This is a genomic window from Klebsiella pasteurii, assembly GCF_018139045.1.
GTDB lineage: Bacteria > Pseudomonadota > Gammaproteobacteria > Enterobacterales > Enterobacteriaceae > Klebsiella > Klebsiella grimontii.
In genome coordinates, this window is sequence record NZ_CP073236.1 from 1,256,134 (window position 1) to 1,282,185 (window position 26,052).

Genomic DNA, 26,052 nt, shown 5'->3' on the forward strand with positions numbered 1-26,052 from the left:
GAAAAAAGTGGCAACCATTAACAGCACTCTGATTAGCGGCGCGGGCGCCTTTACCGCCCTGCTGCCGCTGCTGGCGGGCAAACGGCGCATTTTGCTGGTCACTGACGGCAACGTGGGCAAACTCGATGCCGCGCAGCAGATCCGCGCGCTTCTGCAGGATGAGGGGCGTCAGGTGCAGATCGTGGATACGGTGCCCGCCGAGCCGAGCCAGCACGATATGGCGCAGATTCAGCGCCTCGTCAGCGCCAGCGAGCCGCAGCTTATCGTGGGGATTGGCGGCGGTAGCGTTCTGGATGTGACCAAGCTGCTCTCGGTCCTGCTGCATCCCTGCTCACCGGGGCTTGACGCGCTGCTGGCAGGCGAAAAACCGCAGCAAAAAGTAACCTCTCTGTTAATTCCCGCCACCGCCGGGACCGGCTCAGAGGCCACGCCGAACGCAATACTGGCTATCCCGGAGCAGAGTACCAAAGTGGGCATTATCTCCCCGGTTCTGCTGCCGGATTACGTTGCCCTGCTGCCGGAATTGACCACCAGCATGCCCGCACACATCGCCTCCTCTACCGGCATCGACGCGCTGTGCCACCTGATTGAGTGCTTTACCGCCACCGTTGCCAATCCGGTGAGCGATAACGCGGCGCTGATTGGCCTGCGCAAGCTGGTACGCAATATCGAGCTCTCGGTGACCGAGCCGCAGAACCTGAGCGCGAAGCTGGAGATGCTGTGGGCCTCTTATTATGGCGGCGTGGCGATCAACCATGCGGGTACCCATCTGGTTCATGCCCTCTCCTATCCGTTGGGCGGCAAATACCATCTGCCGCACGGCGTGGCGAACGCGATTTTGCTGGCGCCCTGTATGAAAGCAGTGCGCCCGCATGCGGTGGCGAAATTTGCCCAGGTCTGGGATCTGATCCCTGAGGCCGATCTGACGCTCAGCGAAGAAGAAAAATCTCATGCGTTGGTCGCCTGGCTGGCCGCGCTGGTGAAACGCCTACAGCTGCCAGACAACCTCGCCGCGCTGGGCGTGCCGCCGGAAAGCATCGGCGAGCTGAGCGAAGCGGCGCTAAACGTCAAACGTTTACTCAATAACGCGCCGTGCAGCGTTAACCAGCAGCAGGTCGAAGCGATCTACCGCACCCTATTTCCACAGCCATAACACTCGGGAAATATGAATATGAGCAATGCAATTACCGGCGTACTGACCGCCATCGTGACGCCCTTTACCGCCGAGGGCGCGGTAAATATTCCGTCGCTGAAGCAGCAGATTCAGCGTCAGCTCGCCGCCGGCAACGGTATTTTCTGCGGCGGGACCAACGGCGAGTTTTTTGTGCTCAATGAAGCGGAAAAAGTCGCTGTCGCTAAAGCCTGCGTGGAAGAGGTCGCCGGTCGTGCGCCAGTGGTGGCGCATATTGGCGAAGTGTCGACTCGGGAAACCATCCGTTTGGGTCAGCAGATCGAAAAACTGGGCGTCGATGCGGTCTCGGTCATCACCCCGTGGTTTGTCCCGCTGACGCAGGATGAGCTTATCAGCCACTATACGGCCATCGCTGACGCTCTGAGCGTACCGATATTCCTGTACAACATCCCGGCGCGTACCGGCAATACCATCGAACCTCAGACCGCGCGCGTTCTGGCGCGGCACGCCAACATCATCGGCGTCAAAGACAGCGCCGGAAGTTACGAAAGCCTGACGGGATTTCTCGATGCGGCGCGAGGCATTGCCAATTTCGACGTGCTGAATGGCCCCGATTCGCTGATTCATCAGGGATTTATTGACGGTTGTTCCGCCTGTATTTCCGGGCTGGCCAACGTCGCGCCGAAAGAGATCAACGCCATCTGGGCGCGCTTTAACGCCGGCGATATTGATGGCTCCCGCCATGCTCAGGAGAGCGTGACCGGGCTGCGTACCGATCTGTATAAAGTGGCGTTCTCGCCGGCGGCAGTAAAAAAAGCGCTGCAGCTGATGGGTTTTGCCGTCGGCGACAGCCGCTATGCGGTCAGCTTTACGCCAGCCCAGTGCGAAAAAATCAAAGACATTATCGCCAGGTATATTTCCTGAACACACCAGGAATACCGGGTTCGATCGTCGGTGCCGGTTACAGGAATAAACAGCACCGACAATCTTGACGATTATTTATAACACGTCTTACGCTGTGTAAGGGATGTTGCCATGTTTATCTGGATGCTGGACCCTGAAATAGGGTTGACGCTAATCACGCTGACCTTCCTGGAGATTATTCTCGGGGTCGATAATATTATATTTCTTTCACTGGTGGTGGCGAAACTCCCGCCCCATCAGCAAAATCTTGCCCGCAAGTTAGGGCTCAGTGGCGCAATGATCATGCGCGTGTTATTGCTGGTGTCGATTGCCTGGCTGGCGCACATTACGCTGCCGCTATTTACCATTGCCCAGTTTGTCGTTTCTGTGCGCACGATTATTTTATTTGTTGGCGGTTGTTTTCTTATTTACAAATCACTGCAGGAAATACGCGGCGAGCTTCAGCCGGAAGTAGAGTCGCACAGCGACGGCCTGCGCCAGCTCTCGCTGGCCGGGGCCATCATCCAGATTATGCTGCTGGATATCGTCTTCAGCCTTGATTCTGTTATTACCGCAGTCGGTCTATCGCAGCATATTTTTATTATGATTACAGCGGTCATTATCGCCGTCGGCGTAATGATGTTGGCGGCGAAAACCATCGGCGATTTTGTGAATAATACACCAACCATGAAAATGCTCGCATTAACCTTCCTGCTGCTGGTAGGGATATTACTGGTGGCCGACAGTCTGGAAATACACATTGCGAAAGGCTACCTCTATTTTGCTATTTTCTTTTCGCTGGCGGTAGAAACGCTAAATATTATTCGCAGCAGAAAAATCATTAAAGCTTCACAGCAGCAAGACGCTTACGTCTCATTACCGATCAATAAATAAAACCCTACTAAAATAACGGAGAGTGAATATGTCTGTAACCGCAGTTCGTGACGGTATTATTTCTCAGCACCCGCAGGATGAGCGCGTGGAAACCGCCATGCTCCCCTCATCCTGCCCGCAAAATCACGCGGCTAACCTGCTGCCGCTGCCGGACGGCTCGCTGATGTGCGTGTGGTTTGGCGGCACTCAGGAAGGCGTCGCCGATATCTCCGTCTGGGGGTCGCGCCTGCTCCCCGGCCGTCGCCAATGGTGCGATGCGGTCAAATTGTCCGACGACCCCAGCCGCTCAGAGCAAAATCCGCTGCTTTTTCTCGACCCGGATAACGTGCTGTGGCTGCTGTGGACCGCGCAGATCTCCGGCAATCAGGATACCGCCATCGTGCGCTACCGCCAGTCAACGGATCTGGGTCAGACCTGGGGCGACATTGCCACCCTGCTCGACAAGCCCGGCACCTTTATTCGCCAACCGATGACCGTTCTGGACAACGGCAACTGGCTGCTACCGGTCTTCTACTGCCGCACGCGGCCGGGCGAAAAGTGGGTCGGCAACGACGATATCAGCGCCGTCAAAATCTCCGCCGATAAGGGCAAAACCTGGCGTGACGTCGAAGTCCCGCACAGTCTCGGCTGCGTGCATATGAATATCACCCCGCTGCCGGGCGGCGTGCTGGTGGCCCTCTTTCGCAGCCGCTGGGCAGACAATATCTACTACAGCCAGTCGGTGGACAACGGGGAAAGCTGGTCAGCGCCTGAGCCGACGGTGCTGCCCAATAATAACTCGTCTATTCAGGTCACTACCCTTTCCAGCGGCGAACTGGCGCTGGTGTTTAACCCCATGAGCGCCGCCGGCGCGCTGGAACGTCGCGCGTCGCTTTACGATGAAATCGACGACGGCGACAGCAGCCGTAAAGAGCCAGAAGCTAACGGCGGTCGCTCGGCGTTCTGGGGCGCGCCGCGCGCGCCGATGACTGTCGCCCTCTCTGCCGATGGCGGTAAAACCTGGCCATGGCGGCGCAATCTCGATGAAGGCGACGGCTACTGCATGACTAACAATTCGCTGGATAAGCGCAATCGCGAGTTCTCCTACCCGAGCATTAAACAAGGGGCGGACGGCACGCTGCACATTGCCTACACCTGGTTCCGCCAGGCGATTAAATACGTGCATATCACGCCCGAATGGGTGAAGGAGTCCGCGCTATGATCGTCGGCAACCTTAACGCTCTGCCGCTGGCAGGGCTTCCCCCAGCGCTGCGGCAAATTCTCGCCCATCCGCAGGCCACGCTAGCGGCGCTGAGCGCCAGGAAAGACGGGCGCTGGCAGCCGGAAAACTGTCGCTGGTATTGCGATATCGGCGAAGCGTCCACCCAGCCCGCCGCGCGGCGTCACACCGAATATCACCATCAATGGGCCGATATTCAGGTGATGCTGGCAGGCTGCGAGGTGATTAACGCCGGAACGCTCCGCGTCGCGCAGGATAGCGATGAAGAGCGCAAACCGGATCTGTTTATCGCCCGCGATTGCCCTCTACCGGTATCCATCACCCTGCATGCCGGTGATTTTGCGCTATTTCTGCCCGGCGAACCCCACCAGGCGCTGTGCGCGGTAGACGCGCCGGTAACGGTACGCAAAGCCGTATTTAAAGTGCCGGGCGACATGCTGGAAGGGTAAATAATAAGGAGCAATAACGATGACAATGGAAATGATTCTGGCGCTGGGCATTCTGGTGCTGATGATCGTGCTTATCATGTCGGACAAAATGGCCTTTGGCGCACCGCCGCTGCTGGCCTGTCTGCTATTGGTTGTGACCGGGCTCGCCAACGTCCAGCAGGCTTTTGCCGGGTTTGTAAACTCCAGCGTCATCATGATCGCCGGGTTTATGGTGGTCATGGCGGCGCTGCAGAAAACGCGGCTGATAGGCAACGTCAAGTCCGCGATGGTGAATCTGGTGAACAGAGGCAGCTACAAAAGCTATGCTCTACTGCTATTGATTGTGATGCTCGGCGCCAGCCTGGCGGGTACTGGCTCAACCGGCTACTACGTGCTGATCCTGTCGCTGGTCTCGACGATCCCCTACAGCAAGAAGCTGCCGACCTCGAAGCTGATGATGCCGCTGGGATTCGCCACCAACCATCCGCTGTTTCCGGTTAACGTCGCGCTGCTGTTCGGCGTCACCGCGACGGTGCTGCAAACCGCCGGATTTAACGAAGAAATTTCGATGGTGAAATTCGCGCTGGTGAATCTGGTGATGTCGCTGGCGTTCCTGGCATGGTGCCTGCTTGCCTGGCGCTTTTTACCCGATCACCCAATAGCCGATGCTTCTGAAGAGGCCATGGCGGTGCGCGAAGAGGAAGCCGTCACCCTGCCCGCGTGGAAAGAGTACTGCACCGTCGGGGCATTCGCCGTCAGCGTGGTCGGCATGATGCTGATGAATCAGTTAGGCAATATCGCCTACGTGGTGCCGGGCCTTGCCGCCGCGTTCGTCATGATGATTAACGTCGTCGACTTCAAGGAGGTGCGCGATCATATGGGCGCGCCGGTTATCCTGATGATGGCCGGGGTTATCGGCGTCGCCGACGCGCTGGCGGGCACCGGGTTTACGGCAATGGTGGGCGATGCGGTTGCGGGCGTGCTCGGCTCCAGCGTCTCTCCGTTCGTCTTTATTTTTATCTTTGCGCTGCTGACCAGTACCTGCGCCACCTTTACCGGTTCGAACATGGGGTCGGTCTATATCTTCGCGCCGATTGCTATAGCCGCCTGCACCAGCCTCGGCCTTAACCCAACCGCGGCCGCTATTGCCGTGGTCATTTCAGGCTGGAACGGCGGCTATATGCCGATTGACGGCATGCCGGCAATGATTCTGGGAATGGGTAAATATAAATTGCCGGAATTCTGGCTATTTTCGGTACCCATGTACTTAATTCGAATTCTGGCATTATGCGTCGGCGCGATCGTTATATTTCCGATGTAATTAACGGATAAGCCCCATCGTCGTTTTACCCGCTTGTGGCGTTGGATTTTCGTCGCGTACGCAGGATACTTCCGCCTGGTCATCCACTCAGGCTCAGGATCGGCTGACCTCTCGCCGATCCTGTCTTATTATTACGGCCTGGCTAGCGCAGCGTGATGACGCCGTTTAAATAGGTCACCGCCTGGCCGCTCATCAAGACTCTTTCGCCCTTCAGCTGACAGCGAATATCTCCGCCGCGCGCGGAAACCTGACGCGCCAGCAGATGGGTTTTGCCCAGCTTCGCACTCCAGTATGGGATCAGCATGGTATGCGCCGAACCGGTTACCGGATCTTCCCACACCGCTTCGCCGGGTGAGAAAAAGCGGCTAACGAAGTCATATTCGCCGCTGCCTGCCGCCGTCACGGTCACTTTATGTTCACCGGGCGTCATCGCCGCAATGTTGGGCCGCAGGGCTTCGACCCGGTCACGAGAGGCAAGTTCGATGAGCCATGCGCGCCCCTTGCGGGCGTGGAGATAGCTGTCAATCCCCAGCGCGGAGAGCATCGCCGCGGGCGGCTCGCGCTCTTCGGTTTGCCCCGCCGGGAAATCCAGGGTCAGCCAATCGCCTTCGCGGTTCACGGTCAGCCGACCGGAAGCGGTCGCGAAGTGAATCACCGCATCAGGATAATCCAGGTGATGAAATATCACGTGCGCGCTGGCAAGCGTGGCGTGGCCGCAAAGATTAACCTCGTTGCGGGTGGTAAACCAGCGCAGCGCAAAACCATCGCTCTCAGGCACCACAAACGCGGTTTCCGACTGGTTGTGCTGTTGGGCCATTTTGAGCAGCAGCTCATCCGGCAGCCACTCCTTGAGCAGACATACCGCCGCCGGATTACCGGCAAAAGGCTGCTCGCTGAACGCCGCCACCAGATAGACAGGAACGTCAATCACCGGGCCTCCTTAGCGTAAAGTTATGGTGCCGATGAGGTAGGTCGTCGCCTGACCGCCGATCAGAACCCGATCGCCCCGCCACTGGCAGCGCAGGTCGCCGCCGCGGGCCGACACCTGCCGCGCCTGCATCTCCGTTTTGCCGAGCTTCTCGCCCCAGTAGGGAATCAGCATGCTGTGCGCGGACCCGGTGACCGGGTCTTCCGCCACCGACTCGCCCGGGCAGAAGAAACGGCTGACAAAGTCATACTCTTCATCCGCGGCGCTGATACAGATCATTTTGCCAAGGCGCTGGAGCATATGCATGTCCGGACGCACGGCCTCGACCTGCTGGCGGTCGGCTAAAATCACCAGATAATCGCGCGCCACGCGAACTTCCACCGCGTCGCTCACCCCGAGCCCCGTCAAAAGTTCAGCTGGCGGCTGTTCAACGACCGTCGTCGCCCAGGCCGGGAAATCCAGCGTCAGCCAGTCACCGCTGCGGGTGACGCGAAGCTCGCCGACGAAGCGGGTGCTAAACACGATTGTCGACGAGGGGTGGTCGAAATATTCAAAAATGACGTGCGAGGCCGCCAGGGTCGCGTGGCCGCAGAGGTTGATTTCGTACAGCGTCGTAAACCAACGCAGCTCATACCCCTCATCCGTACGCACAAAAAACGCGGTCTCCGACTGATTATGCTGCTGGGCCATTTTCAGCAGCGTTTCGTCCGGCAGCCATTCGGTGAGCGGGCAAACCGCCGCCGCGTTACCGCCAAAGTTACGATCGCTGAAGGCATCAACCAGATAAAAGCTAATTTCCTGCATTGTTCTGTCCCTCTTTTTTTTTACTTATCGATAACATGACATAAACGGGAGAAATCCACACGTTTAATAGAAAAATTAATCCGTTAGTCGCAGAAACCTCGCCTCAACAAAAATGAGATGCAGATCACAAAATGATTGTATTTTCAGCAGCAATCGTTTTAAGATCGTCCCACTTCTTTCCTCTTTGTAACCAGCCCTGAACTTATGATGACAAATACGGTTTCACGCAAGGTCGCGTGGCTTCGCGTAGTCACGCTTGCGATTGCGGCATTTATCTTTAATACCACCGAATTTGCGCCCGTGGGCCTGCTGTCGGACATCGCCGACAGCTTTGGCATGGAAACGGCGCAGGTGGGGATCATGCTGACGATCTACGCCTGGGTTGTCGCCCTGATGTCGCTGCCTTTTATGCTGCTGACCAGCAAGATGGAACGCCGTCGCCTGCTGGTTGGCCTGTTTATCCTGTTTATCGCCAGCCACGTGCTGTCGTTCCTGGCCTGGAACTTCAACGTGCTGGTGATCAGCCGTATCGGCATCGCCTTCGCCCACGCGGTGTTCTGGTCGATCACCTCCGCGCTGGCTATTCGTATGGCCCCGCCGGGTAAACGGGCGCAGGCGCTGAGCCTGATTGCCACCGGTACCGCACTGGCGATGGTCTTCGGCATCCCAATCGGCCGTATTGTCGGGCAGTATTTTGGCTGGCGCACCACTTTCCTGGTCATCGGCCTGGGGGCGCTGGTCACCATGGTTTGCCTGATCAAACTGCTACCTAAGCTGCCGAGCGAGCACTCAGGGTCGCTGAAAAGCCTGCCGGTGCTGTTCCGCCGCCCTGCGCTGCTGAGCATCTATTTGCTGACGGTCATCGTGGTGACCGCGCACTATACCGCCTACAGCTATATTGAACCGTTTGTCCAGACGGTGGCCGGGCTGAGCGGCAACTTCGCCACTCTGCTGCTGCTGACCCTGGGCGGTGCGGGGATCGTCGGCAGCATCCTGTTTGGTAAACTCGGCAACCTGCATGCTTCCGGGTTGATTAACGCCGCGATTGGCCTGCTGCTGGCGTGTTTGCTGCTGCTGCTGCCCGCCTCGCACAACGCCAATCACCTGATGCTGCTGAGCGTCTTCTGGGGCGTGGCGATCATGATTATCGGTCTCGGTATGCAGGTGAAAGTGCTGGCGCTGGCGCCGGACGCCACCGACGTGGCGATGTCGTTGTTCTCGGGGATATTTAATATCGGCATCGGCGCGGGCGCGCTGGTCGGCAGCCAGGTCAGCAGCCATCTGTCGATGGCGTCTATTGGCTACGTCGGCGCGATCCCAGCCGTTATCGCGTTAATCTGGGCGGTGATGATTTTCCGTCGCTGGCCGGTATCGCTGGAAGATCACCAGCCGCATCACTCCTGATAGTTCGGCGTAAAAAAAGCCTGCCGGTTGCAAAATCGGCAGGCTTTTTTATTTTTCTGTCGACGCAAAGTCGTCAGGCGTGATAAGTCGAAATAATCTCCAGCACGCCGTTAATAATAAACTGCACGCCCATGCAGACCAGCAGGAAGCCCATCAGGCGCGAAATCGCCTCAATGCCGCCCTTCCCGACCAGACGCATAATCGCGCCAGAACTGCGCAGGCAGCCCCAGAGGATAATCCCGACCAGGGCAAAAATAATCGGCGGCGCCACCAACACAACCCAGTCCGGGAAGCTCGCCCCGTGCTTTACCGTCGACGCTGAGCTGATAATCATCGCGATTGTCCCCGGCCCGGCGGTGCTTGGCATCGCCAGCGGAACGAAGGCGATATTGGCGGTCGGTTCATCCTCGAGCTCTTCCGATTTCAGCTTGGCTTCCATCGAATCGTGGGCTTTTTGCTGTGGAAACAGCATGCGGAAGCCGATAAAGGCGACAATCAGGCCGCCGGCAATACGCAGACCGGGAATCGATATTCCGAAGGTGTTCATCACCACCTGTCCGGCATACCAGGCGACCATCAGGATGGCGAACACATAAACCGAGGCCATCAGCGACTGACGGTTACGCTCGGCGTTGTTCATATTCCCGGCCAGGCCCAGGAACAGCGCTACGGTAGTCAGCGGGTTCGCCAGCGGTAGAATCACCACCAGCCCCAGGCCTATCGCTTTAAAAAGATCCATCATAGAGAATTAAGGTCCTGTAAATATTGGATTAGCAAAAAATGAGGCGTACTGAGTATATCGTCTGGGGTCAGATTGTACCCGTTCTCCGCAGAACGCATTCACCACTCCATCAAATCATAAGACAACAACGCGAAATAGAGTGACCTGCATCACATCAATTCGTTTTAGCAAATCGTGGCATCGGGCAATTCATCAGGTTGACTTATATTTGCCTAGGCAATAATATCTCCCGCAACTAAGTCATTGCCTGGGCAACCATTGTGAAAAGTACAAGCGACCTGTTTAACGAAATGATCCCCCTTGGTCGCTTGATCCAGATGGTTAACCAGAAAAAAGATCGCCTGCTCAACGACTATCTCTCGCCGATGGATATTACTTCCACCCAGTTCCGGGTGCTCTGTTCCATTCGTTGCGAAGTGTGTATTACCCCCGTTGAGCTGAAAACCGTACTTTCGGTCGACCCAGGCGCAATGACGCGCATGCTCGACCGCCTGGTCTGTAAAGGCTGGATTGAACGGTTACCCAACCCGACTGACAAGCGCGGCGTGCTGGTACAGTTAACGCCAGACGGCGCAGCCCTTTGTGAGCAATGTCATCAGGTTGTGGGTCAGAAATTGCACCAGGAACTAACAAAAAATCTGTCGACGGATGAAGTGGCCACTCTTGAGTGTTTACTCAAAAAAGTTCTGTCGTAATAAGAAGAGGTAAGATGATGTCCAGACGCAATAACGACGCCATCACTATCCATAGTATTTTGTCGTGGATCGAGGATAACCTGGAATCGCCCCTGTCGCTGGAGAAGGTTTCAGAGCGCTCAGGTTACTCCAAGTGGCACCTGCAAAGAATGTTTAAGAAAGAGACCGGTCACTCGCTGGGACAGTATATCCGCAGCCGTAAGCTGACCGAGATCGCGCAGAAGCTGAAGCAGAGCAACGAGCCTATCTTATACCTGGCCGAGCGCTACGGTTTTGAATCGCAGCAAACGCTGACGCGAACTTTTAAAAACTATTTCGATGTTCCGCCGCACCAGTACCGTATTACCAATGTACCGGGCGAGTCGCGCTATCTGCTCCCACTGAACAACTGTTGTTAACCGCCTGCAAAAAGACGTATTGAGGAAATAATGAAACTATTCGCTTCCGCCGCCATCGTGCTACTGGCGCTGGCCTCAGGCCAAAGTTACGCGGAGCAAACCAGCACTCCTGTTCGTCACAACAACCGGGATGCGATGATTATTCCTTCCGAACATAACGATTCGCCTTTTGATTTCAATCACATGGCTTCGGGCAGTGATAAATCAGATGAACTGGGCGTGCCCTATTACAACCAGCAAGGCCTGTAAATCCCTTTAGCCCCGTTACCGGGGCTTTTTTTTACCCCCGCGCCACGCCCGGACGCGCGATCCGCAGGCCAAACACGTTGATATACAACCCGGCCAGAATCAGTACCGCCCCCAGCAGCTGCAGACTGTTCAGCGTCTCGCCGAGCAATAAGGCGGCGCTGGCCATCCCGACAACCGGCACCAGCAGCGACAGCGGCGCCACGCGCCAGGTCTCATAGCGGCCGAGCAGCGCCCCCCAGATCCCGTAGCCGATGATAGTGGCAATAAACGCCAGGTATAGCAGCGACAGGATCGTCAGCAGGTCGATATGCAGCAGGCTTGCCGCCATGACCTGCGGACCGTCGAGGATCCACGACGCCAGCATAAACGGCAGCACCGGAATCAACGCGCTCCACACCACCAAAGACATAATCGGCGGCCGGCTCGCATGCGACATAATTTTCTTGTTGAAGATATTGCCGCAGGCCCAGCTCAACGCCGCGGCCAGCGTTAGCATAAAGCCCACCAGCGGCACGTGCTGACCGCCGAGGCTGGCTTCGACCAGCACCAGCACGCCGAAAATCGCCAGCGCGATCCCCGCCAGCTGTTTCCCCTGCAAACGTTCGCCGAAAATAAACGCCCCGAGAATGATGGTGAAAAAGGCCTGGGCCTGCAGCACCAGCGATGCCAGCCCGGCTGGCATGCCAAGACTGATCGCGCAGAACAGAAACGCAAACTGACCGAAGCTAACCGTCAGGCCGTAGCCCAGCAGCAGGGTTAACGGAATTTTTGGTCGCGCGACGAAGAACAGCGCCGGGAAAGCCACCAGCAAAAAGCGCAGCCCGGCAAGCATCAGCGGCGGCATATTATGCAGTCCCATCTTGATCACCACGAAATTCAGCCCCCATACCACCACCACTAGCAATGCCAGCAGTCCGTCTTTACGCGTCATACCCGCCTCGGTTGTTATTGGAATTTTTGTGAACAAAATCAAAGTAACGAATAATTCGCCCGCCGCATAGATCATTATTTTCGGTAGGGCGCTGACGTGCTTTTCATTACCGATGGGAACTATACAAGCCTCGGTTAGCGTGCTATTTGTGATCGTGACAACAAAAATAACATCATATCAGGCAAGGAAAAAATGATACCGACTCTCAGGCGCTCAACCGCAGCGCTGCTGGCTTCGTCGTTGCTGTTAACCATTGGCCGTGGCGCAACGTTACCTTTTATGACGATCTACCTCACCCGTCAGTATCAACTGGAGGTGGATAAAATCGGCTATGCGCTGTCGAGCGCGCTGATCGTTGGGGTGCTGTTCAGCATGGGTTTTGGCATTCTCGCCGATAAGTTCGATAAAAAGCGCTATATGACGCTCGCCGTGCTGGCGTTTATTGGCGGTTTTATCGCGATTCCGTTGGTTAACAGCGTCGCGCTGGTGGTCTTTTTCTTCGCGCTGATTAATTGCGCCTACTCCGTATTCTCAACCGTGCTGAAAGCGTGGTTCGCCGACGTACTCTCGCCGGCGAAGAAAGCGCAGATATTTTCCCTCAACTACACCTTCCTCAACATTGGCTGGACCGTCGGGCCGCCGATCGGCACCCTGCTGGTTATGCACAGCATTAACCTGCCGTTCTGGCTGGCGGCCGGCTGCGCCGCCCTGCCGCTGGTATTTATTCAGCTGTTTGTTCAGCGCGCCAGCGCCGCGGTTGCTCAGGATAACGCGGTCCAGTGGTCGCCGTCAGTGCTGCTGCGCGATCGCGCTCTGCTGTGGTTTACCCTCTCCGGCCTGCTGGCCTCTTTTGTCGGCGGTTCGTTCGCCTCCTGTATTTCCCAGTATGTGCTGGTGGTTGCCGATAGCGACTTTGCCGAAAAAGTGGTTGCCGTGGTGCTGCCGGTCAACGCCGCCGTGGTGGTGGCGTTGCAGTATGCCGTCGGCCGGCGCCTGACCGCTCGTAATATTCGCCCGCTAATGACCTTTGGGACGGCCTGTTTTGTGATCGGACTGGGCGGATTTGTCATTTCCGATAATAGCCTGCTGCTGTGGGGCGTCTCCGCCGCCATTTTTACCCTCGGGGAGGTAATTTACGCGCCGGGTGAATATATGCTGATCGATAACATTGCGCCGCCGGGCATGAAAGCCAGCTACTTTTCCGCCCAGTCGCTGGGCTGGCTGGGAGCGGCGTTTAACCCGATGCTGACCGGGACGATTTTGACTCACTTACCGCACTGGTCGCTGTTTGCGATATTGATGTTGGCTATTATCGCCGCATGGCTGATGATTTTCCGTGGGATGAACGTTCGTCCGTGGAACGGCAGCGCGGTCGCCAGCGCCTGAGGTCAGGCGCCGTGCGGTTGTCAGGTTGCTGTCGCGTCCCTGTCGGGTTCCGATCGTGGTGACCGACAGCCCGCTCGATAATACTCCATCTCAGGTTTTCACCCGGAGATAGAAACAATGAACAATAGCAATCAGGTTAAACAATTACGTTTGCAGCGCGCCTGGTCACAGGAGCAGCTTGCCGAACTGGCCGGCGTGAGCGTGCGCACCATTCAACGCATCGAGAACGGCGACCGCCCCGGCCTGGAGACGCTCAGCGCGCTTGCGGCGGTGTTTGAAGTCAACGTCGCCGAGATTAGCGGCGAGTCGCCGGAGGGGCATGAGGAGTCGCTGGATTTACGCATTGAGGAAGCCAAAGCGCGCGTCGAATGCGAGAGCCGTTTTTTCCGTTCTCTGACGGTAGCTGTCGTCGTCTGCGTTATGCTGGCGCTGCTAAACTGGCTGACCGGCGCAGACAGCTACTGGTCCGCATGGGTGGCCATCATCTGGGGGACGCTGCTGGTGGTTAAAGGGTTACGCCTGTTTGTCTTTGGCGAATGGATCAATAGCTGGCGTCAGGCGCGTCTGCAGCGGCTGCTGCGCAAATAACCCTCTGCGCGCTTTTTCCCGGGGGGCGGCGCTCGACGCGCCTTGCCCGGGCTACGGGCCAGCAGACTGCTGTATACCTGTAGCCCGGCTAAGCGCAGCGCGAGCCGGAGGGAGGCCGCCATCCGGGAAGGGTTAAATGGTGACCATCCCGCGGACGCCTTCGGCTTCCATATCGCGGCCGTTGCCCTGTTGAATAATCGCGCCGCGCGACATCACCAGATAGCGATCCGCTAAACCTGCGGCGAAATCATAGAACTGCTCCACCAGCAGAATCGCCATATCCCCGCGGTTCGCCAGCTGGCGAATAACCTCGCCAATCTCCTTAATCACCGACGGCTGAATGCCCTCCGTCGGTTCATCAAGAATCAACAGCTGAGGACGGCTGGCCAGCGCCCGACCAATCGCCAGCTGCTGCTGTTGGCCGCCGGAGAGGTCGCCCCCGCGCCGTTGCTTCATGGTTTTGAGCACCGGAAACAGCTGATAAATCTCTTCCGGCACCGCCCGCGCGTCGCGGGCGGGAAAGCGGGACAGCCCCATCAGCAGATTCTCCTCGACCGTCAGGCGTGGAAAAATCTCCCGCCCCTGCGGCACGTAGGCGATCCCTGACTGTACCCGCTGATGCGGTTTGCGGTGGGTGATATTCTTCTCCTGCCACCGCACCTCGCCGCTGCGCGCCGGGATCAGCCCCATCAGACACTTCAGCAAGGTGGTTTTCCCCACCCCGTTGCGCCCGAGCAGACAGGTGATTTCGCCCTGGCGGGCGGAAAAATCCACCCCGCGCAGAATGTGGCTGCCGCCATAGTATTGGTGTAGTTGATTAACCTGTAGCATCCGCGCTCCTTAACGTCCGAGATAAACTTCAATCACCTGTTCGTTGGCCTGCACTTCCCTCAATGATCCTTCCGCCAGCACCTGCCCCTGATGCAGCACCGTCACCCTGTCGGCGATGGTCTCGACAAAGCCCATATCATGCTCGACCACCATCAGCGAATGCTGCCCGGCCAGGGTGCGGAACAGCTCGGCAGTATATTCCGTCTCCGCATCGGTCATCCCGGCGGCGGGTTCGTCCAGCAGCAGCAAATGCGGCTCCTGCACCAGCAGCATGCCGATTTCAAGGAACTGCTTTTGCCCGTGCGACAGCAATCCTGCCGGTCGATAGCGTTCGCCATCAAGCCGCAGCAGGCGCAGGGTATCGCTGATTCGGTCAGCCTGCTCGCTGTTCAGACGGGCCCGCAGACTGGCCCACACCGACTTGTCGCCTTTCATTGCCAGCTCCAGGTTTTCCGCTACCGTCAGCGCCTCAAAGACCGTCGGTTTCTGAAACTTGCGCCCGATGCCCTGGCGAGCGATCGCGATGGGATCGAGGGTCGTTAAGTCCACCGACTGATCGTAAAGCGCCCTGCCGCTCTGCGGCCGGGTTTTACCGGTGATCACGTCCATCAGAGTGGTTTTCCCGGCGCCGTTCGGCCCGATCACGCAGCGTAGCTCGCCGACGCCAATCTGCAGCGACAGGTTGGTCAGCGCCTGAAAACCGTCAAAGTTGACGTTAATCTCTTCCAACTGTAGCACCGGATCGGTTTGCTCGCGAAAACGGTCCGTCGGCAGCTGGCGGGTGAAGAGCTCTTCATCCAGTTGCATCAGCGATCTCCTCTACGCAGCAGGCCAATGACCCCACGCGGTAAAAATAGCGTCACGATAATAAAAATCAGCCCAAGAAAGAGCTGCCAGTACTCCGGCATCGCCATGGTGAAATAGCTTTTCGCGCCATTGACCAGGCCTGCGCCGAGCACTGGACCGATTAAGGTTCCGCGTCCCCCGAGCGCCACCCAGATTGCCGCTTCAATAGAGTTAGTTGGCGACATTTCGCTGGGGTTGATGATCCCGACCTGCGGCACGTACAGCGCCCCCGCCAGGCCGCACAGTACGGCTGAAAGGGTCCATACCAGCAGCTTAAAGCCGCGCGGATCGTAGCCGCAGAACATCAGGCGGTTTTCCGCATCGCGTACCGCCGTCAGCACGCGGCCAAATTTACTCTGCGCCAGCAGATAGCCGATCCACAGGGTGAGCAGCAGCAGCAGCACCGTCGCCATAAACAGCGCCGCCCGGGTGCTGATGGCGGTGACGGAGAAACCGAGCAGCGTGGTAAAGCCGGTAAAACCATTGTTCCCGCCAAACCCGGTTTCGTTACGGAAAAACAGCAGCATCCCGGCGTAGGTCAGCGCCTGGGTCATGATCGAAAAATAGACGCCTTTGATTTTTGAGCGAAAGGCAAACCAGCCGAACACCAGGGCCAGCAGACCGGGCACCAGCACCACCAGCAGCATAGCCCAGGCGAAATGCTGGGTGCCCCACCAGAACCACGGCAGTTCGCTCCATGATAAAAACGACATAAAGGCCGGTAATCCGTCGCCCGCCGCCTGGCGCATCAGGTACATGCCCATGGCGTAGCCGCCGAGGGCAAAAAAGATCCCGTGGCCGAGCGAGAGCATCCCGGCATAGCCCCAGACCAAATCCAGCGCCACGGCGACAATGGCGTAGCAGAGGATCTTGCCGGTCAGCGTCAGCAGCCAGGTGGAGACCGCCAGCGGATGCGAGGCCGGCAGCAGCGCCAGAAACGGCATACTCAGCAGGCCCAGCAGCAGCACAACGCCGAGCCAGCGTAGCGGGCGCGGCGCTTTACGCGCCAGCGTTAAGGTAATAGGTTGGCTCATTAGTCAATAACCCTCCCTTTGAGGGCGAACAGTCCCTGGGGACGTTTCTGGATAAACAGGATAATCAGTACCAGGATCAGGATCTTGCCCAGCACGGCCCCCATCTGCGGTTCAAGGATTTTGTTAAAGATCCCAAGACCAAACGCCGCCGCCACGCTGCCGGCCAACTGACCAACGCCGCCGAGCACCACCACGAGGAAGGAGTCGATAATATAGCCCTGGCCCAGCTCCGGCCCGACGTTGCCGAGCTGCGACAGCGCGACGCCGCCCAGCCCGGCAATACCCGAGCCGAGGCCAAACGCCAGCATATCGACGCGTCCGGTCGGCACGCCGCAGCAGGCCGCCATCGCGCGGTTTTGCGTCACCGCCCGCACGTTCATCCCCAACCGGGTCTTGTTCAGCGTCAGCCAGGTAAAGAGCAGCACCAGCAGCACAAAAGCCAGCACCGCCAGACGGTTCCACGGCAGAATGAGATTCGGCAGAACCTGCACGCCGCCGGAGAGCCACGCCGGGTTAGCCACTTCAACGTTCTGCGCGCCGAACAGCATCCGCACCAGCTGGATGAGCATCAGGCTGATGCCCCATGTAGCAAGCAGCGTCTCTAGCGGGCGGCCGTAGAGATGGCGGATCACGGTGCGTTCCAGCGCCATGCCGATACCGCCGGTCACCAGGAACGCCACCGGCAGTGCAATTAACGGATAGAAGGCCAGCCACTGCGGAGCCAGCTGCGCCAGCGCCTGCTGCACCAGCCAGCAGCTGTAGGCGCCAATCATCAGCATCTCACCGTGGGCCATATTGATCACCCCCAGCAGACCGTAGGTGATGGCCAGGCCGAGCGCGGCGAGCAGCAAAACGGAGCCGAGAGAGAGGCCCATAAATGCCTGGCCGAGAAGATCGCCCAGCAGCAGGCGATGCTGGATTTTGCTCAGGCTCTCCTGGGCCGCCGCGCGAATCGCCGGGTCTGGCTCATGTTGCGCATCGGTATACGGCGTCAGCAGCGCCTGGGTTTCAGGGTCGCCGGAGTGGCCGAGCAGCGCGATGGCCGCCAGCCTCTGCGCGGGCTGCGAGCTGGCAAGCTGTAAACGGGCCAGCGCAATTTCCAGCTGCGATTTCACCGCGCCGTCGCTTTCCGCCGTCAGACGCTGCTGAAGCAGACCCGCCATCTCTGGCGTGGCCTCGCGCTGAAGGGTTTTCACCGCCGCAGCCCTTTCAGTGACGTTGTCACTTACCAGTAGATGCGTCGCCAGCGCGCCAGCCGCCAGGTTACGCAGGCGGTTGGTCAGGCGTACCGGTTTTGTCGCCCCCTCGGGAGCCGCAACCTCGCCCAGCGCCAGCAGCTTTTCCCCCTGCTTGCTGAAGGCATGACCGTCGCTGTCCGATTGTAATGTTTCGCTCTTCAGCGCCCGCAACAGCGGTAAACGCGAGGCTTCGGGCGCGGCGGCCCACCGTTCAAGCAGCTGAGCCTGCTGGCTACGATTGGCCGCCACAAAATCGTCGGCGTCCGCTGCCTGCGCCCGCCACGGTAGCAAGACCATGAGCAGCGCGAAGTAACACATGAGGCGCAATGCGTTCATGGTCGTTCTCCTTTTCGGGGAAATCCGGGCTTTGGGCCCGGAGGACTGAGTCAATCACCCCAGCGCAGCGCCGGGGTCTGGCGCTTAGTTGCTGGCGGTTTTCACCGGGTGATCAGGCTTTTTGTCATTACCGGCAATCCACGGGCTCCACGGCTGGGCGCGTACCGGTTCTTCGGTCTGCCAGACCACGTTAAACTGGCCGTTGCTTTCGATTTCGCCGATCATCACCGGTTTATGCAGATGGTGGTTGGTGGCATCCATGGTCAGGGTAAAGCCTGACGGCGCCTTGAAGGTTTGCCCGGCCATCGCTTCGCGCACTTTGTCTACGTCGGTGGTGCCCGCTTTGGTCACCGCCTGCGCCCACATGTGCAGGCCAACCCAGGTCGCTTCCATCGGATCATTGGTTACGACGGTATCGGCGTTCGGCAGCTTATGGGCTTTGGCATAGGCACGATAATCCGCGACAAATTGTTTGTTGGTAGGGTTATCAACGGATTCGAAGTAGTTCCACGCCGCGAGGTTGCCCACCAGCGGTTTGGTATCAATGCCGCGTAGCTCCTCCTCGCCCACGGAGAAGGCCACAACCGGCACGTCTGTCGCTTTCAGGCCCTGGTTGGCCAGCTCTTTATAGAACGGGACGTTGGAATCGCCGTTGATGGTAGAAACCACTGCCGTTTTGCCGCCAGCGGAGAATTTCTTGATGTTGGCGACGATAGTCTGATAGTCGCTATAGCCGAACGGGGTATAGACCTCTTCGATATCTTTATCCTGAATCCCTTTGGCGTGCAGGAAAGCGCGGAGAATTTTGTTGGTGGTGCGCGGATAGACGTAGTCGGTACCCAGCAGGAAAAAGCGTTTCGCCCCGCCGCCGTCTTCGCTCAGCAGGTATTCTACCGCCGGAATCGCCTGCTGGTTTGGCGCCGCGCCGGTGTAGAACACGTTTGGCGACATCTCTTCACCTTCGTACTGTACCGGGTAGAAGAGCAAACCATTCAGCTCTTCGAATACCGGCAGAACCGATTTACGCGATACGGAGGTCCAGCAGCCGAACACCGCCGCCACCTTATCCTGGGTCAGCAGCTGCCGCGCTTTTTCGGCGAACAGCGGCCAGTTTGACGCCGGGTCCACCACAACCGGTTCCAGTTTTTTACCCAGTACGCCGCCTTTGGCGTTGATGTCGTCGATAGCCATCAGGGCGACATCTTTCAGCGGGGTTTCAGAAATCGCCATCGTCCCGGAAAGCGAGTGCATAATGCCGACTTTAATGGTGTCGGCGGCATAAACCTGCAGGGAGAAGCCCATGCTGATAACAGAGGCGGAGAGAGCAAAAGCTTTTAATAATGTACGACGCTGCATGTGTGTCACTCCTGAATAGCGCAAAGACAAAAAATGAATTAACGACTAACCGGAAGTGATAAGGCAAAAACAATGCCAGGTTGCGAAATACCCTGAAAGCGCGGCGGAATATGGGGGAAATAAAAGAGGGGGCGCCGCGTTGCCTTAAAATAGTGCAACGCTGCGCTATGAAGAGATTACCAGACCTGTGCGGCGATGCCGGTAACCAGACGGACTTTGTCCCACTGCTGGGCTTCCGTCAGGGAATTCCCCTCTTCGGTGGAGGCAAAGCCACACTGCGGGCTGAGGCAGATCTGCGCCAGCGGGACGTACTGCGCCGCCTCCTGCAGTCGAGCCTTCACCCCTTCCGGGTTTTCCAGCTCGCCGTTTTTAGTGGTGATCAGCCCCAGCACCACCTGCTGATGGCCGGGACGAATATAGCGCAGCGGCGCGAAGTCGCCGGAGCGGTCGTTATCATATTCGAGGAAAAACGCGTCGATGTTAACGCCGCCGAACAGCACTTCCGCAACCGGCTCGTAGCCGCCCTCGGAGATCCAGGTCGAGCGGAAGTTACCGCGACACACGTGCAGGCCAACGGTCAGATCCTCCGGCTTCCCTTCCAGGGCCTTATTCAGAACGCGGGCATAGATGCGCGCCAGTTCATCCGGGTCTTCGCCGCGATCGCGAACCTGCTGACGCTGCTCATCGGAGCACAGGTAGGCCCAGACGGTGTCATCGAGCTGTAAATAGCGGCAGCCCTCATCGTAGAAGGCGCGAATGGCGTCGCGCCAGGTGGTCGCCAGGTCATCGAAATAGTCGGCGAGGTCCGGATATACCGTCGCGTCAATATCTTTGCGCCCGCCGCGGAAGTGCAGCACGCTCGGGCTGGGAATGGTCATTTTCGGTTGCGCGCTGCCGCTGACGCTCTTCAGATAGCGAAAATCTTCCAGCATCGGGTGATCGCCGAAGGCCAGTTTACCGGTGACGCGAACCCCGTGCGCTTTGGTCTGTACCCCGTTGAACTGGATACCTTTTTCAGAATCGTAGCGCTCAACGCCCTGTAAACCGTCAAAGAAATCAAAGTGCCACCACGCGCGGCGAAACTCGCCGTCGGTCACCACGTGCAGCCCGCACTCGCACTGCTGCTGCACCAGATCGCGAATCGCCTCATTTTCTATCTGCCGCAGCTGCTGTGCGTCAATAGCGCCTGCGGCCAGCTGCTGGCGGGCCTGTTTGATGGCGTCCGGACGTAAAAAACTGCCGACGATATCTGCGCGGAACGGGGCCTGCTGACGTTGCATGGTGTCTCCTTAGCGGTGGGCAAGGTAGTTGCCCACCGTGATAGTTCATTATTTGAATTTTTAGACTTCTGGATGTCTATATGTCCAGATACTGGCATGCGGAGGATTCATCGGCAAACGACAATATTTCATGGCACATGAAATAAATTCATTTTGCGAAGGGCAAGCCTTCATCTTCCCAGCCGGTCAAACCGCCGAGCATCATTTTGACCGGACGCCCCAGTAGCGCCAGCTTCATGGCGGCGACGTCCGCCCCGTTGCAGTGCGGCCCGGCGCAGTAGACCACAAACAGCGTCTCCTGAGGCCATTGCGCCATTCTGGCTTCATCAATCTGCCGGTGCGGTAAATGCAGGGCGCCCGGGAGGTGGCGACGGGCAAAGGTTTCCTCACTGCCGACGACGTGTAGCAGAACAAAATCCGCTTCTCCTCCGCGCATCGCGCTGTAGACATCGGCGCAGTCGGTCTCGAGGCTTAGCTTATGACGAAACCAGGCGGCAGCGTCGGTAGAACTGGCGGGGGCAATAGCGGTTACAACACTCATGGCATCTTCTCCTTGTCTGTGATACCACTACTTTAATTAACCGCCTGCGCGACATCTGCCGAGAACTATGACTGAAAACGCTGAAATCATGACAATTCCACCCGTGACGTTGTCACAACATCGGGTCGTTGCCTTGGCCTACGATGGCCTGTGTACTTTTGAATTTGGCGTCGCCGTCGAGATCTTTGGCCTGCCGCGCCCTGAGATGGGCGAACGCTGGTATCGTTTTGCCGTGGCCGCCGTCGACGAAGGCGAGCTGCGGGCGACCGGCGGGATTCGGCTGATGACCGACGGCGGCATGGCGCTGTTAGGCGAAGCGGACACCATCGTGGTGCCGGGCTGGCGCGGTATCGACTCCCCTGTGCCGCCGCGGCTATGCGAAGCGCTGGTCGCCGCCCATGCGCGAGGCTGCCGGATCATTTCTATCTGCTCCGGGGTTTTCGTTCTGGCCGCCGCCGGGCTGCTGAACGGCCGCCAGGCGACCACCCACTGGCGCTATACCGACCAGCTGCGGGCGAGGTTTCCGCAGATTGAGGTGGTCGATGACGTGCTGTACGTCGGCGCCGAAGGCGTCATGACCTCCGCCGGCAGTGCTGCGGGTATCGATTTATGTTTGCATCTGGTACGCGAGGACTTTGGCGTCGACGCGGCGAATCTTGTCGCCCGACGTCTGGTGGTTTCCCCCCATCGCGACGGCGGGCAGGCGCAGCAGATTGTTCGCCCGGTGGCTAAAGCGCGAGAGAGCCAGCGGCTGGGGCAATTATTTGATTTTCTGCATCAGAATCTCGCCGCAAGCCACACCGTGGCATCGCTGGCGGCAAGAGCCGGCATGGGCCCCAGGACTTTTTTGCGCCGTTTCGAAGACGCCACCGGCAAAACCCCTGCCCGCTGGCTGCTTGACGAGCGCCTTCAGCGCGCCACGCAGCATTTAACCCACAGCCGGCTGAGCGTTGAACAGATTGCCGAGCTTTGCGGTTTCTCAAACGCCAGCACCCTACGCCATCACTTTCGCCAGCAGTTTGATCTTAGCCCGTTGCAGTACAGAAAGAAGATAATGGTGGACAAAAACGTAATGTGATTTATCGCCAGAATAGTCACGCCGGGCAATTTGTTAAGCATTTGTTTAGACTAGTCGGGCTAAGATGTATCCAACAACCGTAAACCCGCTCAATGAGGACAACATAGCGCATAGCAAAACTAATGGAGGTTAATCATGCTGGGAAATATGCATGTATTTATGGCGGTTCTGGGAACCATCGTGTTCTTTGGATTTCTTGCCGCGTATTTAAGCCACAAATGGGATGACTGATGAACGACGATAATCCTCACCCGTAAACGCCCCCTGCTGCCGATGCTCCAGGGGGCGTTCCTTTTTTGGCTAGTTCTCTACGAAACTCATATCCGTCGTTTTCCTGTAGACCCTGACTCAAGACGATCTTTCCATCAGCGTTGGGTACTAACTTAATTGTTATCATTACGGTATATATCAATCCTATTTTCCAGGTTTTACTTACCCTGTTTTCGATGGGAAGATCATGATATCCTTCCCGTATTAAAGGGCAGGTAGAATGTTAAAATATCTTTACTAAGTCCAATCCTGATAGTCGTCTTCATGAATCCAGACAATTCCAGCCGGACAATTTTCACTTAGAAACCAAAATCCCTCAAATGCATCACAATTCATATCATCCTCAGTTTTAGGAAATGCCCTTTCAAAAACCTCGCTCTGCTTGTCGATGCTTCCAGGGAGAAACTTCCCGTGGCGAGCAAGTTTGATCTCACCATCTTCCAATAAACGCCAAATGAACCAGATATAAAGCGCTTTTTCTTCTTGATAAGTTAGCTTATAGGCGCCATCAACACTATCTGGGTCGATATTTTTCCATAACATAGTCGTAGAAGCCCCTCGCAGTAACTCTTTCCGATCCTGATATTGTTCTTCGGTTAAATATGTCACTGTACCTCTCCCCTATCTAAAATTCACTTCAAATCTATTCAATGATGTCTTAGAGGCAGATTTAATATCAGCATTCCCAATGATTTCAATTGTCCATCTTGCTCCAGTTATCTCTGAGGAAGTTGAAAAATTCCGAATGTTGATTGTTTGATTATCGTTTATTTTTGCATACATCAGCCTCCCTTCAGAAAGAACGCTCTCTTTAAATGATATTCTAGTAGTTAAAGATGTAGCAAAACTAATAATTTCATCCTCAGTCAATTTTTCTGAAGCAAAAACTTTAGTCCTACCCCTTGTGTCACTCCCTCCGGGGCCCAAAACTTGCTGTAAATATTTCCCAAAAATATTTAATTCAGCGTTTGGATTTTGTTTATTAAAAACACCTACTAATTTGGCAGTGTTATCTCTTTGCAGGCTTTTGACATAATCTGCCGTTTTCGTAGAAAGATTAGCCCCGGAGGCTGTTTCACCTTTGATAAAGCTGGCAACAGGCTGAGTATTGAACCTTTTAGTTTGGTTAAACTCATCGAAAACGTTCACCAGTTGGCGGAGCATGTCGCGCTGCTGCTGCGTCTGTTCCAGCAATGCCTTTTGTTGTTGCTCAATGGCACTCTGGTCCGCAGGACTCAGGGGCGCTGCCGGGATGGCTGTTGCAGTGAGGCTGGCCAGCAGAATCCCATACCTGGGAAATGACATACACAACATCAAAAACTCCGTTTTCTGAAATGTTATGAAATCAAATGTAATGATTTGTAATCTGATGTCCATTTGATTTTCACATTTATTCGATATTTGCGCCGAAAACTCAGCCTTCATGATGTGAAATTAATCTTCACCTTAAATACAAAGTATTGTTCGATAGATCTTATGCATGCGACAAGCAGCGGATTTTTCACGCTGCCAGGGCATATGGTTGGGTTATCTTTATTTGCTGATAGCGGGTTTGAATGAAAACACGAGGCGACAGGATGTATTAACCGTCTTTCTCAGAGCTCATAGTCACTAGCAGCAGGCAGTAAGGACCATCTGGATTCCATACCCAAATGGTCCTTTCGGAGCCAACGATCGTGTCCGCATCGGCTAATGCCGATCGCAGGCTGGTTCTTGATGAGCTATGTTATGCTTTAAAAACACGGACAAGGAACGGCACATGCACATCAATACCAAAATGAGGATTGCGGCCCTTTTATACCTTATGGCCGCGTACGCCGTTGCCCTGCCGGCGCTTGCGCTGTTTACAGATCTGGTGATAAACGGTGGCATTATTGATATGTGGAAAGGCGCGTATTCATTTGTCGACCTGCTTGTCCGGCGTAAAATGCTTTATCTGCAGTTTGCCGGGCTGGGCGCTATTCTGGGCTTTATCTACTGGCTGTTTTTCTTTAGAAAATACCGCCATTACGATCCACTGGATAAATATTTTAAGTAACTACCGACGCTGTGTATGGGTATTTCCCTGCAGAGAACTACTCCGTGAGACATTAAACCAGAGCCAGAAGCAGCGCCGCTGCCGCTGTAGCATTCGCTGGACATCTGCCAGCAACGGCGATGCTTTTCGGCCCTGTGCCAGAGGCTATTTTCCCTGGAGCTCCCTGCGGATAATCTCCGCCCCGGCGCTTAACGCCTGCAGCTTGCCTGTCGCAACCCGACGCGATAATGGCGCCATGCCGCAGTTGGTTGAAGGATAGAGCTTGTCTGCATCCACAAACTGCAGCGCTTTACGCAAAGTCGCGGCGACCTCCTCCGGCGTTTCAATTGTATTGGTTGCCACATCTATGGCTCCAACCATGACTTTTTTACCGCGAATCAGCTCAAGCAGATCCATAGGCACCCGCGAGTTATGGCACTCCAGTGAGATAATATCGATGTTGGATGTTTGCAGCTTAGGGAACGCTTCTTCGTATTGGCGCCACTCCGTTCCCAACGTCTTTTTCCAGTCGGTATTGGCCTTGATGCCGTATCCATAGCAGATATGGACCGCGGTTTCGCATTTAAGCCCTTCAATCGCCCTTTCTAGCGCCGCGATGCCCCAATCATTGACCTCATCAAAAAAGACATTAAAGGCTGGCTCATCAAACTGAATAATGTCGACGCCGGCGGCCTCCAGCTCTTTGGCTTCCTGGTTAAGTATCTTCGCAAATTCCCAGGCCAGTTTTTCGCGGCTTTTGTAATGAGCGTCATAAAGCGTATCAATCATGGTCATGGGCCCAGGCAGCGCCCATTTAATCGGTTGTTTGGTCAACTGACGCAAAAAACGCGCATCTTCAACGAATACCGGTTTTTGTCGCTCAACGGCCCCTACCACGGTTGGTACGCTCGCGTCGTAGCGATTGCGGATTTTAACAACTTCGCGTTTTTCAAAATCAACGCCGCTGAGATGCTCAATAAACGTGGTGACAAAATGCTGACGCGTTTGCTCGCCATCGCTGACGATATCGATACCGGCGCGCAGTTGGTCGAATAAGGACAAACTCAGCGCATCTTTTTTGCCGTCAATTAATTCCTGATCGTGTAATTTCCAGGCAGACCACAGTTTCTCCGGCTCAGCAAGCCAGGAGGGTTTCGGTAAGCTGCCGGCTGTTGAAGTGGGTAATAATTTTGTCATTATCGA

General features: G+C 56.5%; 29 protein-coding genes. 15 read left to right on the plus strand and 14 right to left on the minus strand.

The genetic code is table 11. The features are described 5' to 3' along the window. The first annotated feature begins 7 nt into the window (after positions 1 to 7). The 6 genes from KCG39_RS05910 (at position 8) to KCG39_RS05935 (ending at position 5,897) form a co-directional block, all read left to right on the plus strand. Complete coding sequence (locus tag KCG39_RS05910) at positions 8 to 1,153, plus strand: iron-containing alcohol dehydrogenase (protein WP_142446573.1); 1,146 nt, start codon at positions 8 to 10, stop codon at positions 1,151 to 1,153. A gap of 18 nt (positions 1,154 to 1,171) precedes the next feature. After that, complete coding sequence (locus KCG39_RS05915; protein WP_123829321.1) at positions 1,172 to 2,056, plus strand: dihydrodipicolinate synthase family protein; 885 nt, start codon at positions 1,172 to 1,174, stop codon at positions 2,054 to 2,056. Positions 2,057 to 2,167: 111 nt separating this feature from the next. Continuing rightward, on the plus strand, positions 2,168 to 2,929 hold the full coding sequence (locus KCG39_RS05920; RefSeq protein WP_142468313.1) for a TerC family protein: 762 nt from the start codon (positions 2,168 to 2,170) through the stop codon (positions 2,927 to 2,929). A 28-nt stretch (positions 2,930 to 2,957) separates the two neighbouring features. Continuing rightward, a complete protein-coding gene (locus KCG39_RS05925; RefSeq protein WP_112164911.1) occupies positions 2,958 to 4,130 on the plus strand; it encodes a sialidase family protein in 1,173 nt (390 codons plus the stop codon). Next, complete coding sequence (locus KCG39_RS05930) at positions 4,127 to 4,597, plus strand: NanQ anomerase/TabA/YiaL family protein (RefSeq protein ID WP_004119856.1); 471 nt, start codon at positions 4,127 to 4,129, stop codon at positions 4,595 to 4,597. The genes KCG39_RS05925 and KCG39_RS05930 overlap by 4 nt, the downstream gene beginning before the upstream one ends. A gap of 19 nt (positions 4,598 to 4,616) precedes the next feature. Beyond that, a complete protein-coding gene (locus KCG39_RS05935) occupies positions 4,617 to 5,897 on the plus strand; it encodes an SLC13 family permease (RefSeq protein WP_004119848.1) in 1,281 nt (426 codons plus the stop codon). Positions 5,898 to 6,039: 142 nt separating this feature from the next. On the opposite strand, the gene KCG39_RS05940 is transcribed toward KCG39_RS05935, so the two are convergent. Together KCG39_RS05940 and KCG39_RS05945 are read right to left on the minus strand one after the other, a co-directional pair. Then, positions 6,040 to 6,828: a PhzF family phenazine biosynthesis protein gene (locus tag KCG39_RS05940; protein ID WP_139530188.1), complete on the minus strand. Its 789-nt coding sequence runs from the start codon at positions 6,826 to 6,828 to the stop codon at positions 6,040 to 6,042. A 9-nt stretch (positions 6,829 to 6,837) separates the two neighbouring features. Next, positions 6,838 to 7,629, minus strand: coding sequence for a PhzF family phenazine biosynthesis protein (locus tag KCG39_RS05945; protein ID WP_087828167.1), 792 nt, complete (start codon positions 7,627 to 7,629; stop codon positions 6,838 to 6,840). 204 nt (positions 7,630 to 7,833) lie between these two features. On the opposite strand from KCG39_RS05945, the gene KCG39_RS05950 reads away from it, so the two are divergent. Then, positions 7,834 to 9,033, plus strand: a complete 1,200-nt coding sequence (locus KCG39_RS05950) for a sugar transporter (protein WP_004119840.1) — start codon at positions 7,834 to 7,836, stop codon at positions 9,031 to 9,033. Between the two features lie 73 nt (positions 9,034 to 9,106). Here KCG39_RS05950 and KCG39_RS05955 read toward each other — a convergent pair whose 3' ends face one another. Next, a complete protein-coding gene (locus tag KCG39_RS05955; RefSeq protein ID WP_004119839.1) occupies positions 9,107 to 9,775 on the minus strand; it encodes a MarC family NAAT transporter in 669 nt (222 codons plus the stop codon). A 260-nt stretch (positions 9,776 to 10,035) separates the two neighbouring features. Here KCG39_RS05955 and marR point away from each other — a divergent pair, with 260 nt between their 5' ends. Genes marR through marB form a run of 3 tightly spaced genes read left to right on the plus strand, consistent with a single transcriptional unit; the run spans position 10,036 to position 11,117 of the window. Next, complete coding sequence (gene marR, locus KCG39_RS05960) at positions 10,036 to 10,470, plus strand: multiple antibiotic resistance transcriptional regulator MarR (RefSeq protein ID WP_004102349.1); 435 nt, start codon at positions 10,036 to 10,038, stop codon at positions 10,468 to 10,470. A 17-nt stretch (positions 10,471 to 10,487) separates the two neighbouring features. Further along, the gene (gene marA / locus KCG39_RS05965) at positions 10,488 to 10,868 is read left to right on the plus strand and encodes an MDR efflux pump AcrAB transcriptional activator MarA (protein WP_004102351.1); all 381 of its coding nucleotides are present in this window, start codon (positions 10,488 to 10,490) and stop codon (positions 10,866 to 10,868) included. 30 nt (positions 10,869 to 10,898) lie between these two features. Beyond that, a complete protein-coding gene (gene marB, locus KCG39_RS05970) occupies positions 10,899 to 11,117 on the plus strand; it encodes a multiple antibiotic resistance protein MarB (protein WP_004119836.1) in 219 nt (72 codons plus the stop codon). Between the two features lie 31 nt (positions 11,118 to 11,148). On the opposite strand, the gene eamA is transcribed toward marB, so the two are convergent. Continuing rightward, positions 11,149 to 12,048, minus strand: a complete 900-nt coding sequence (eamA, locus tag KCG39_RS05975; protein WP_004119834.1) for an O-acetylserine/cysteine exporter — start codon at positions 12,046 to 12,048, stop codon at positions 11,149 to 11,151. Positions 12,049 to 12,240: 192 nt separating this feature from the next. On the opposite strand from eamA, the gene ydeE reads away from it, so the two are divergent. Then, complete coding sequence (ydeE, locus tag KCG39_RS05980) at positions 12,241 to 13,434, plus strand: efflux MFS transporter YdeE (RefSeq protein WP_004119832.1); 1,194 nt, start codon at positions 12,241 to 12,243, stop codon at positions 13,432 to 13,434. 117 nt (positions 13,435 to 13,551) lie between these two features. Further along, positions 13,552 to 14,022, plus strand: a complete 471-nt coding sequence (locus tag KCG39_RS05985; protein WP_142468314.1) for a helix-turn-helix domain-containing protein — start codon at positions 13,552 to 13,554, stop codon at positions 14,020 to 14,022. Between the two features lie 132 nt (positions 14,023 to 14,154). Here the strand turns inward: KCG39_RS05985 and urtE are convergent, their stop codons facing one another. From urtE to KCG39_RS06020, 7 genes are all read right to left on the minus strand, one after another. Continuing rightward, positions 14,155 to 14,853: an urea ABC transporter ATP-binding subunit UrtE gene (urtE, locus tag KCG39_RS05990; RefSeq protein ID WP_142468315.1), complete on the minus strand. Its 699-nt coding sequence runs from the start codon at positions 14,851 to 14,853 to the stop codon at positions 14,155 to 14,157. A 9-nt stretch (positions 14,854 to 14,862) separates the two neighbouring features. Further along, positions 14,863 to 15,660 carry an urea ABC transporter ATP-binding protein UrtD gene (gene urtD / locus KCG39_RS05995; RefSeq protein WP_142468316.1) on the minus strand — a complete coding sequence of 266 codons (798 nt, stop codon included), beginning with the start codon at positions 15,658 to 15,660 and terminating at the stop codon, positions 14,863 to 14,865. Then, positions 15,660 to 16,733, minus strand: coding sequence for an urea ABC transporter permease subunit UrtC (gene urtC / locus KCG39_RS06000; RefSeq protein WP_004119822.1), 1,074 nt, complete (start codon positions 16,731 to 16,733; stop codon positions 15,660 to 15,662). Before urtC ends, urtD begins: the two co-directional genes overlap by 1 nt. Then, on the minus strand, positions 16,733 to 18,307 hold the full coding sequence (gene urtB, locus KCG39_RS06005) for an urea ABC transporter permease subunit UrtB (protein WP_049115154.1): 1,575 nt from the start codon (positions 18,305 to 18,307) through the stop codon (positions 16,733 to 16,735). The genes urtC and urtB overlap by 1 nt, the downstream gene beginning before the upstream one ends. An 84-nt stretch (positions 18,308 to 18,391) precedes the next feature. Continuing rightward, positions 18,392 to 19,663 carry an urea ABC transporter substrate-binding protein gene (urtA, locus tag KCG39_RS06010; protein WP_004136305.1) on the minus strand — a complete coding sequence of 424 codons (1,272 nt, stop codon included), beginning with the start codon at positions 19,661 to 19,663 and terminating at the stop codon, positions 18,392 to 18,394. A 176-nt stretch (positions 19,664 to 19,839) separates the two neighbouring features. Next, positions 19,840 to 20,943 carry a cobalamin-independent methionine synthase II family protein gene (locus tag KCG39_RS06015; RefSeq protein WP_004119816.1) on the minus strand — a complete coding sequence of 368 codons (1,104 nt, stop codon included), beginning with the start codon at positions 20,941 to 20,943 and terminating at the stop codon, positions 19,840 to 19,842. Positions 20,944 to 21,091: 148 nt separating this feature from the next. Continuing rightward, positions 21,092 to 21,484, minus strand: coding sequence for a rhodanese-like domain-containing protein (locus KCG39_RS06020; RefSeq protein ID WP_004119806.1), 393 nt, complete (start codon positions 21,482 to 21,484; stop codon positions 21,092 to 21,094). A gap of 67 nt (positions 21,485 to 21,551) precedes the next feature. Between KCG39_RS06020 and ftrA the strand changes: the two genes are divergently transcribed. Together ftrA and mgtS are read left to right on the plus strand one after the other, a co-directional pair. Continuing rightward, positions 21,552 to 22,562, plus strand: coding sequence for a transcriptional regulator FtrA (gene ftrA, locus KCG39_RS06025; RefSeq protein ID WP_049115152.1), 1,011 nt, complete (start codon positions 21,552 to 21,554; stop codon positions 22,560 to 22,562). 135 nt (positions 22,563 to 22,697) lie between these two features. Further along, positions 22,698 to 22,793 (plus strand): protein MgtS, encoded by a 96-nt coding sequence (gene mgtS, locus KCG39_RS06030; RefSeq protein ID WP_049089018.1) that lies wholly within the window; start codon positions 22,698 to 22,700, stop codon positions 22,791 to 22,793. A gap of 276 nt (positions 22,794 to 23,069) precedes the next feature. Here the strand turns inward: mgtS and KCG39_RS06035 are convergent, their stop codons facing one another. Together KCG39_RS06035 and KCG39_RS06040 are read right to left on the minus strand one after the other, a co-directional pair. Next, complete coding sequence (locus KCG39_RS06035) at positions 23,070 to 23,375, minus strand: DUF596 domain-containing protein (RefSeq protein ID WP_142468333.1); 306 nt, start codon at positions 23,373 to 23,375, stop codon at positions 23,070 to 23,072. Positions 23,376 to 23,453: 78 nt separating this feature from the next. After that, entirely contained in the window at positions 23,454 to 24,257 is an 804-nt protein-coding gene (locus KCG39_RS06040; RefSeq protein WP_208431120.1) for a hypothetical protein, read from the minus strand. Between the two features lie 334 nt (positions 24,258 to 24,591). Here KCG39_RS06040 and KCG39_RS06045 point away from each other — a divergent pair, with 334 nt between their 5' ends. Next, positions 24,592 to 24,870, plus strand: coding sequence for a hypothetical protein (locus KCG39_RS06045; protein WP_139530206.1), 279 nt, complete (start codon positions 24,592 to 24,594; stop codon positions 24,868 to 24,870). A gap of 144 nt (positions 24,871 to 25,014) precedes the next feature. Here KCG39_RS06045 and KCG39_RS06050 read toward each other — a convergent pair whose 3' ends face one another. Beyond that, positions 25,015 to 26,046, minus strand: a complete 1,032-nt coding sequence (locus tag KCG39_RS06050; protein ID WP_004119800.1) for a methionine synthase — start codon at positions 26,044 to 26,046, stop codon at positions 25,015 to 25,017. Between the last annotated feature and the right edge of the window lie 6 nt (positions 26,047 to 26,052).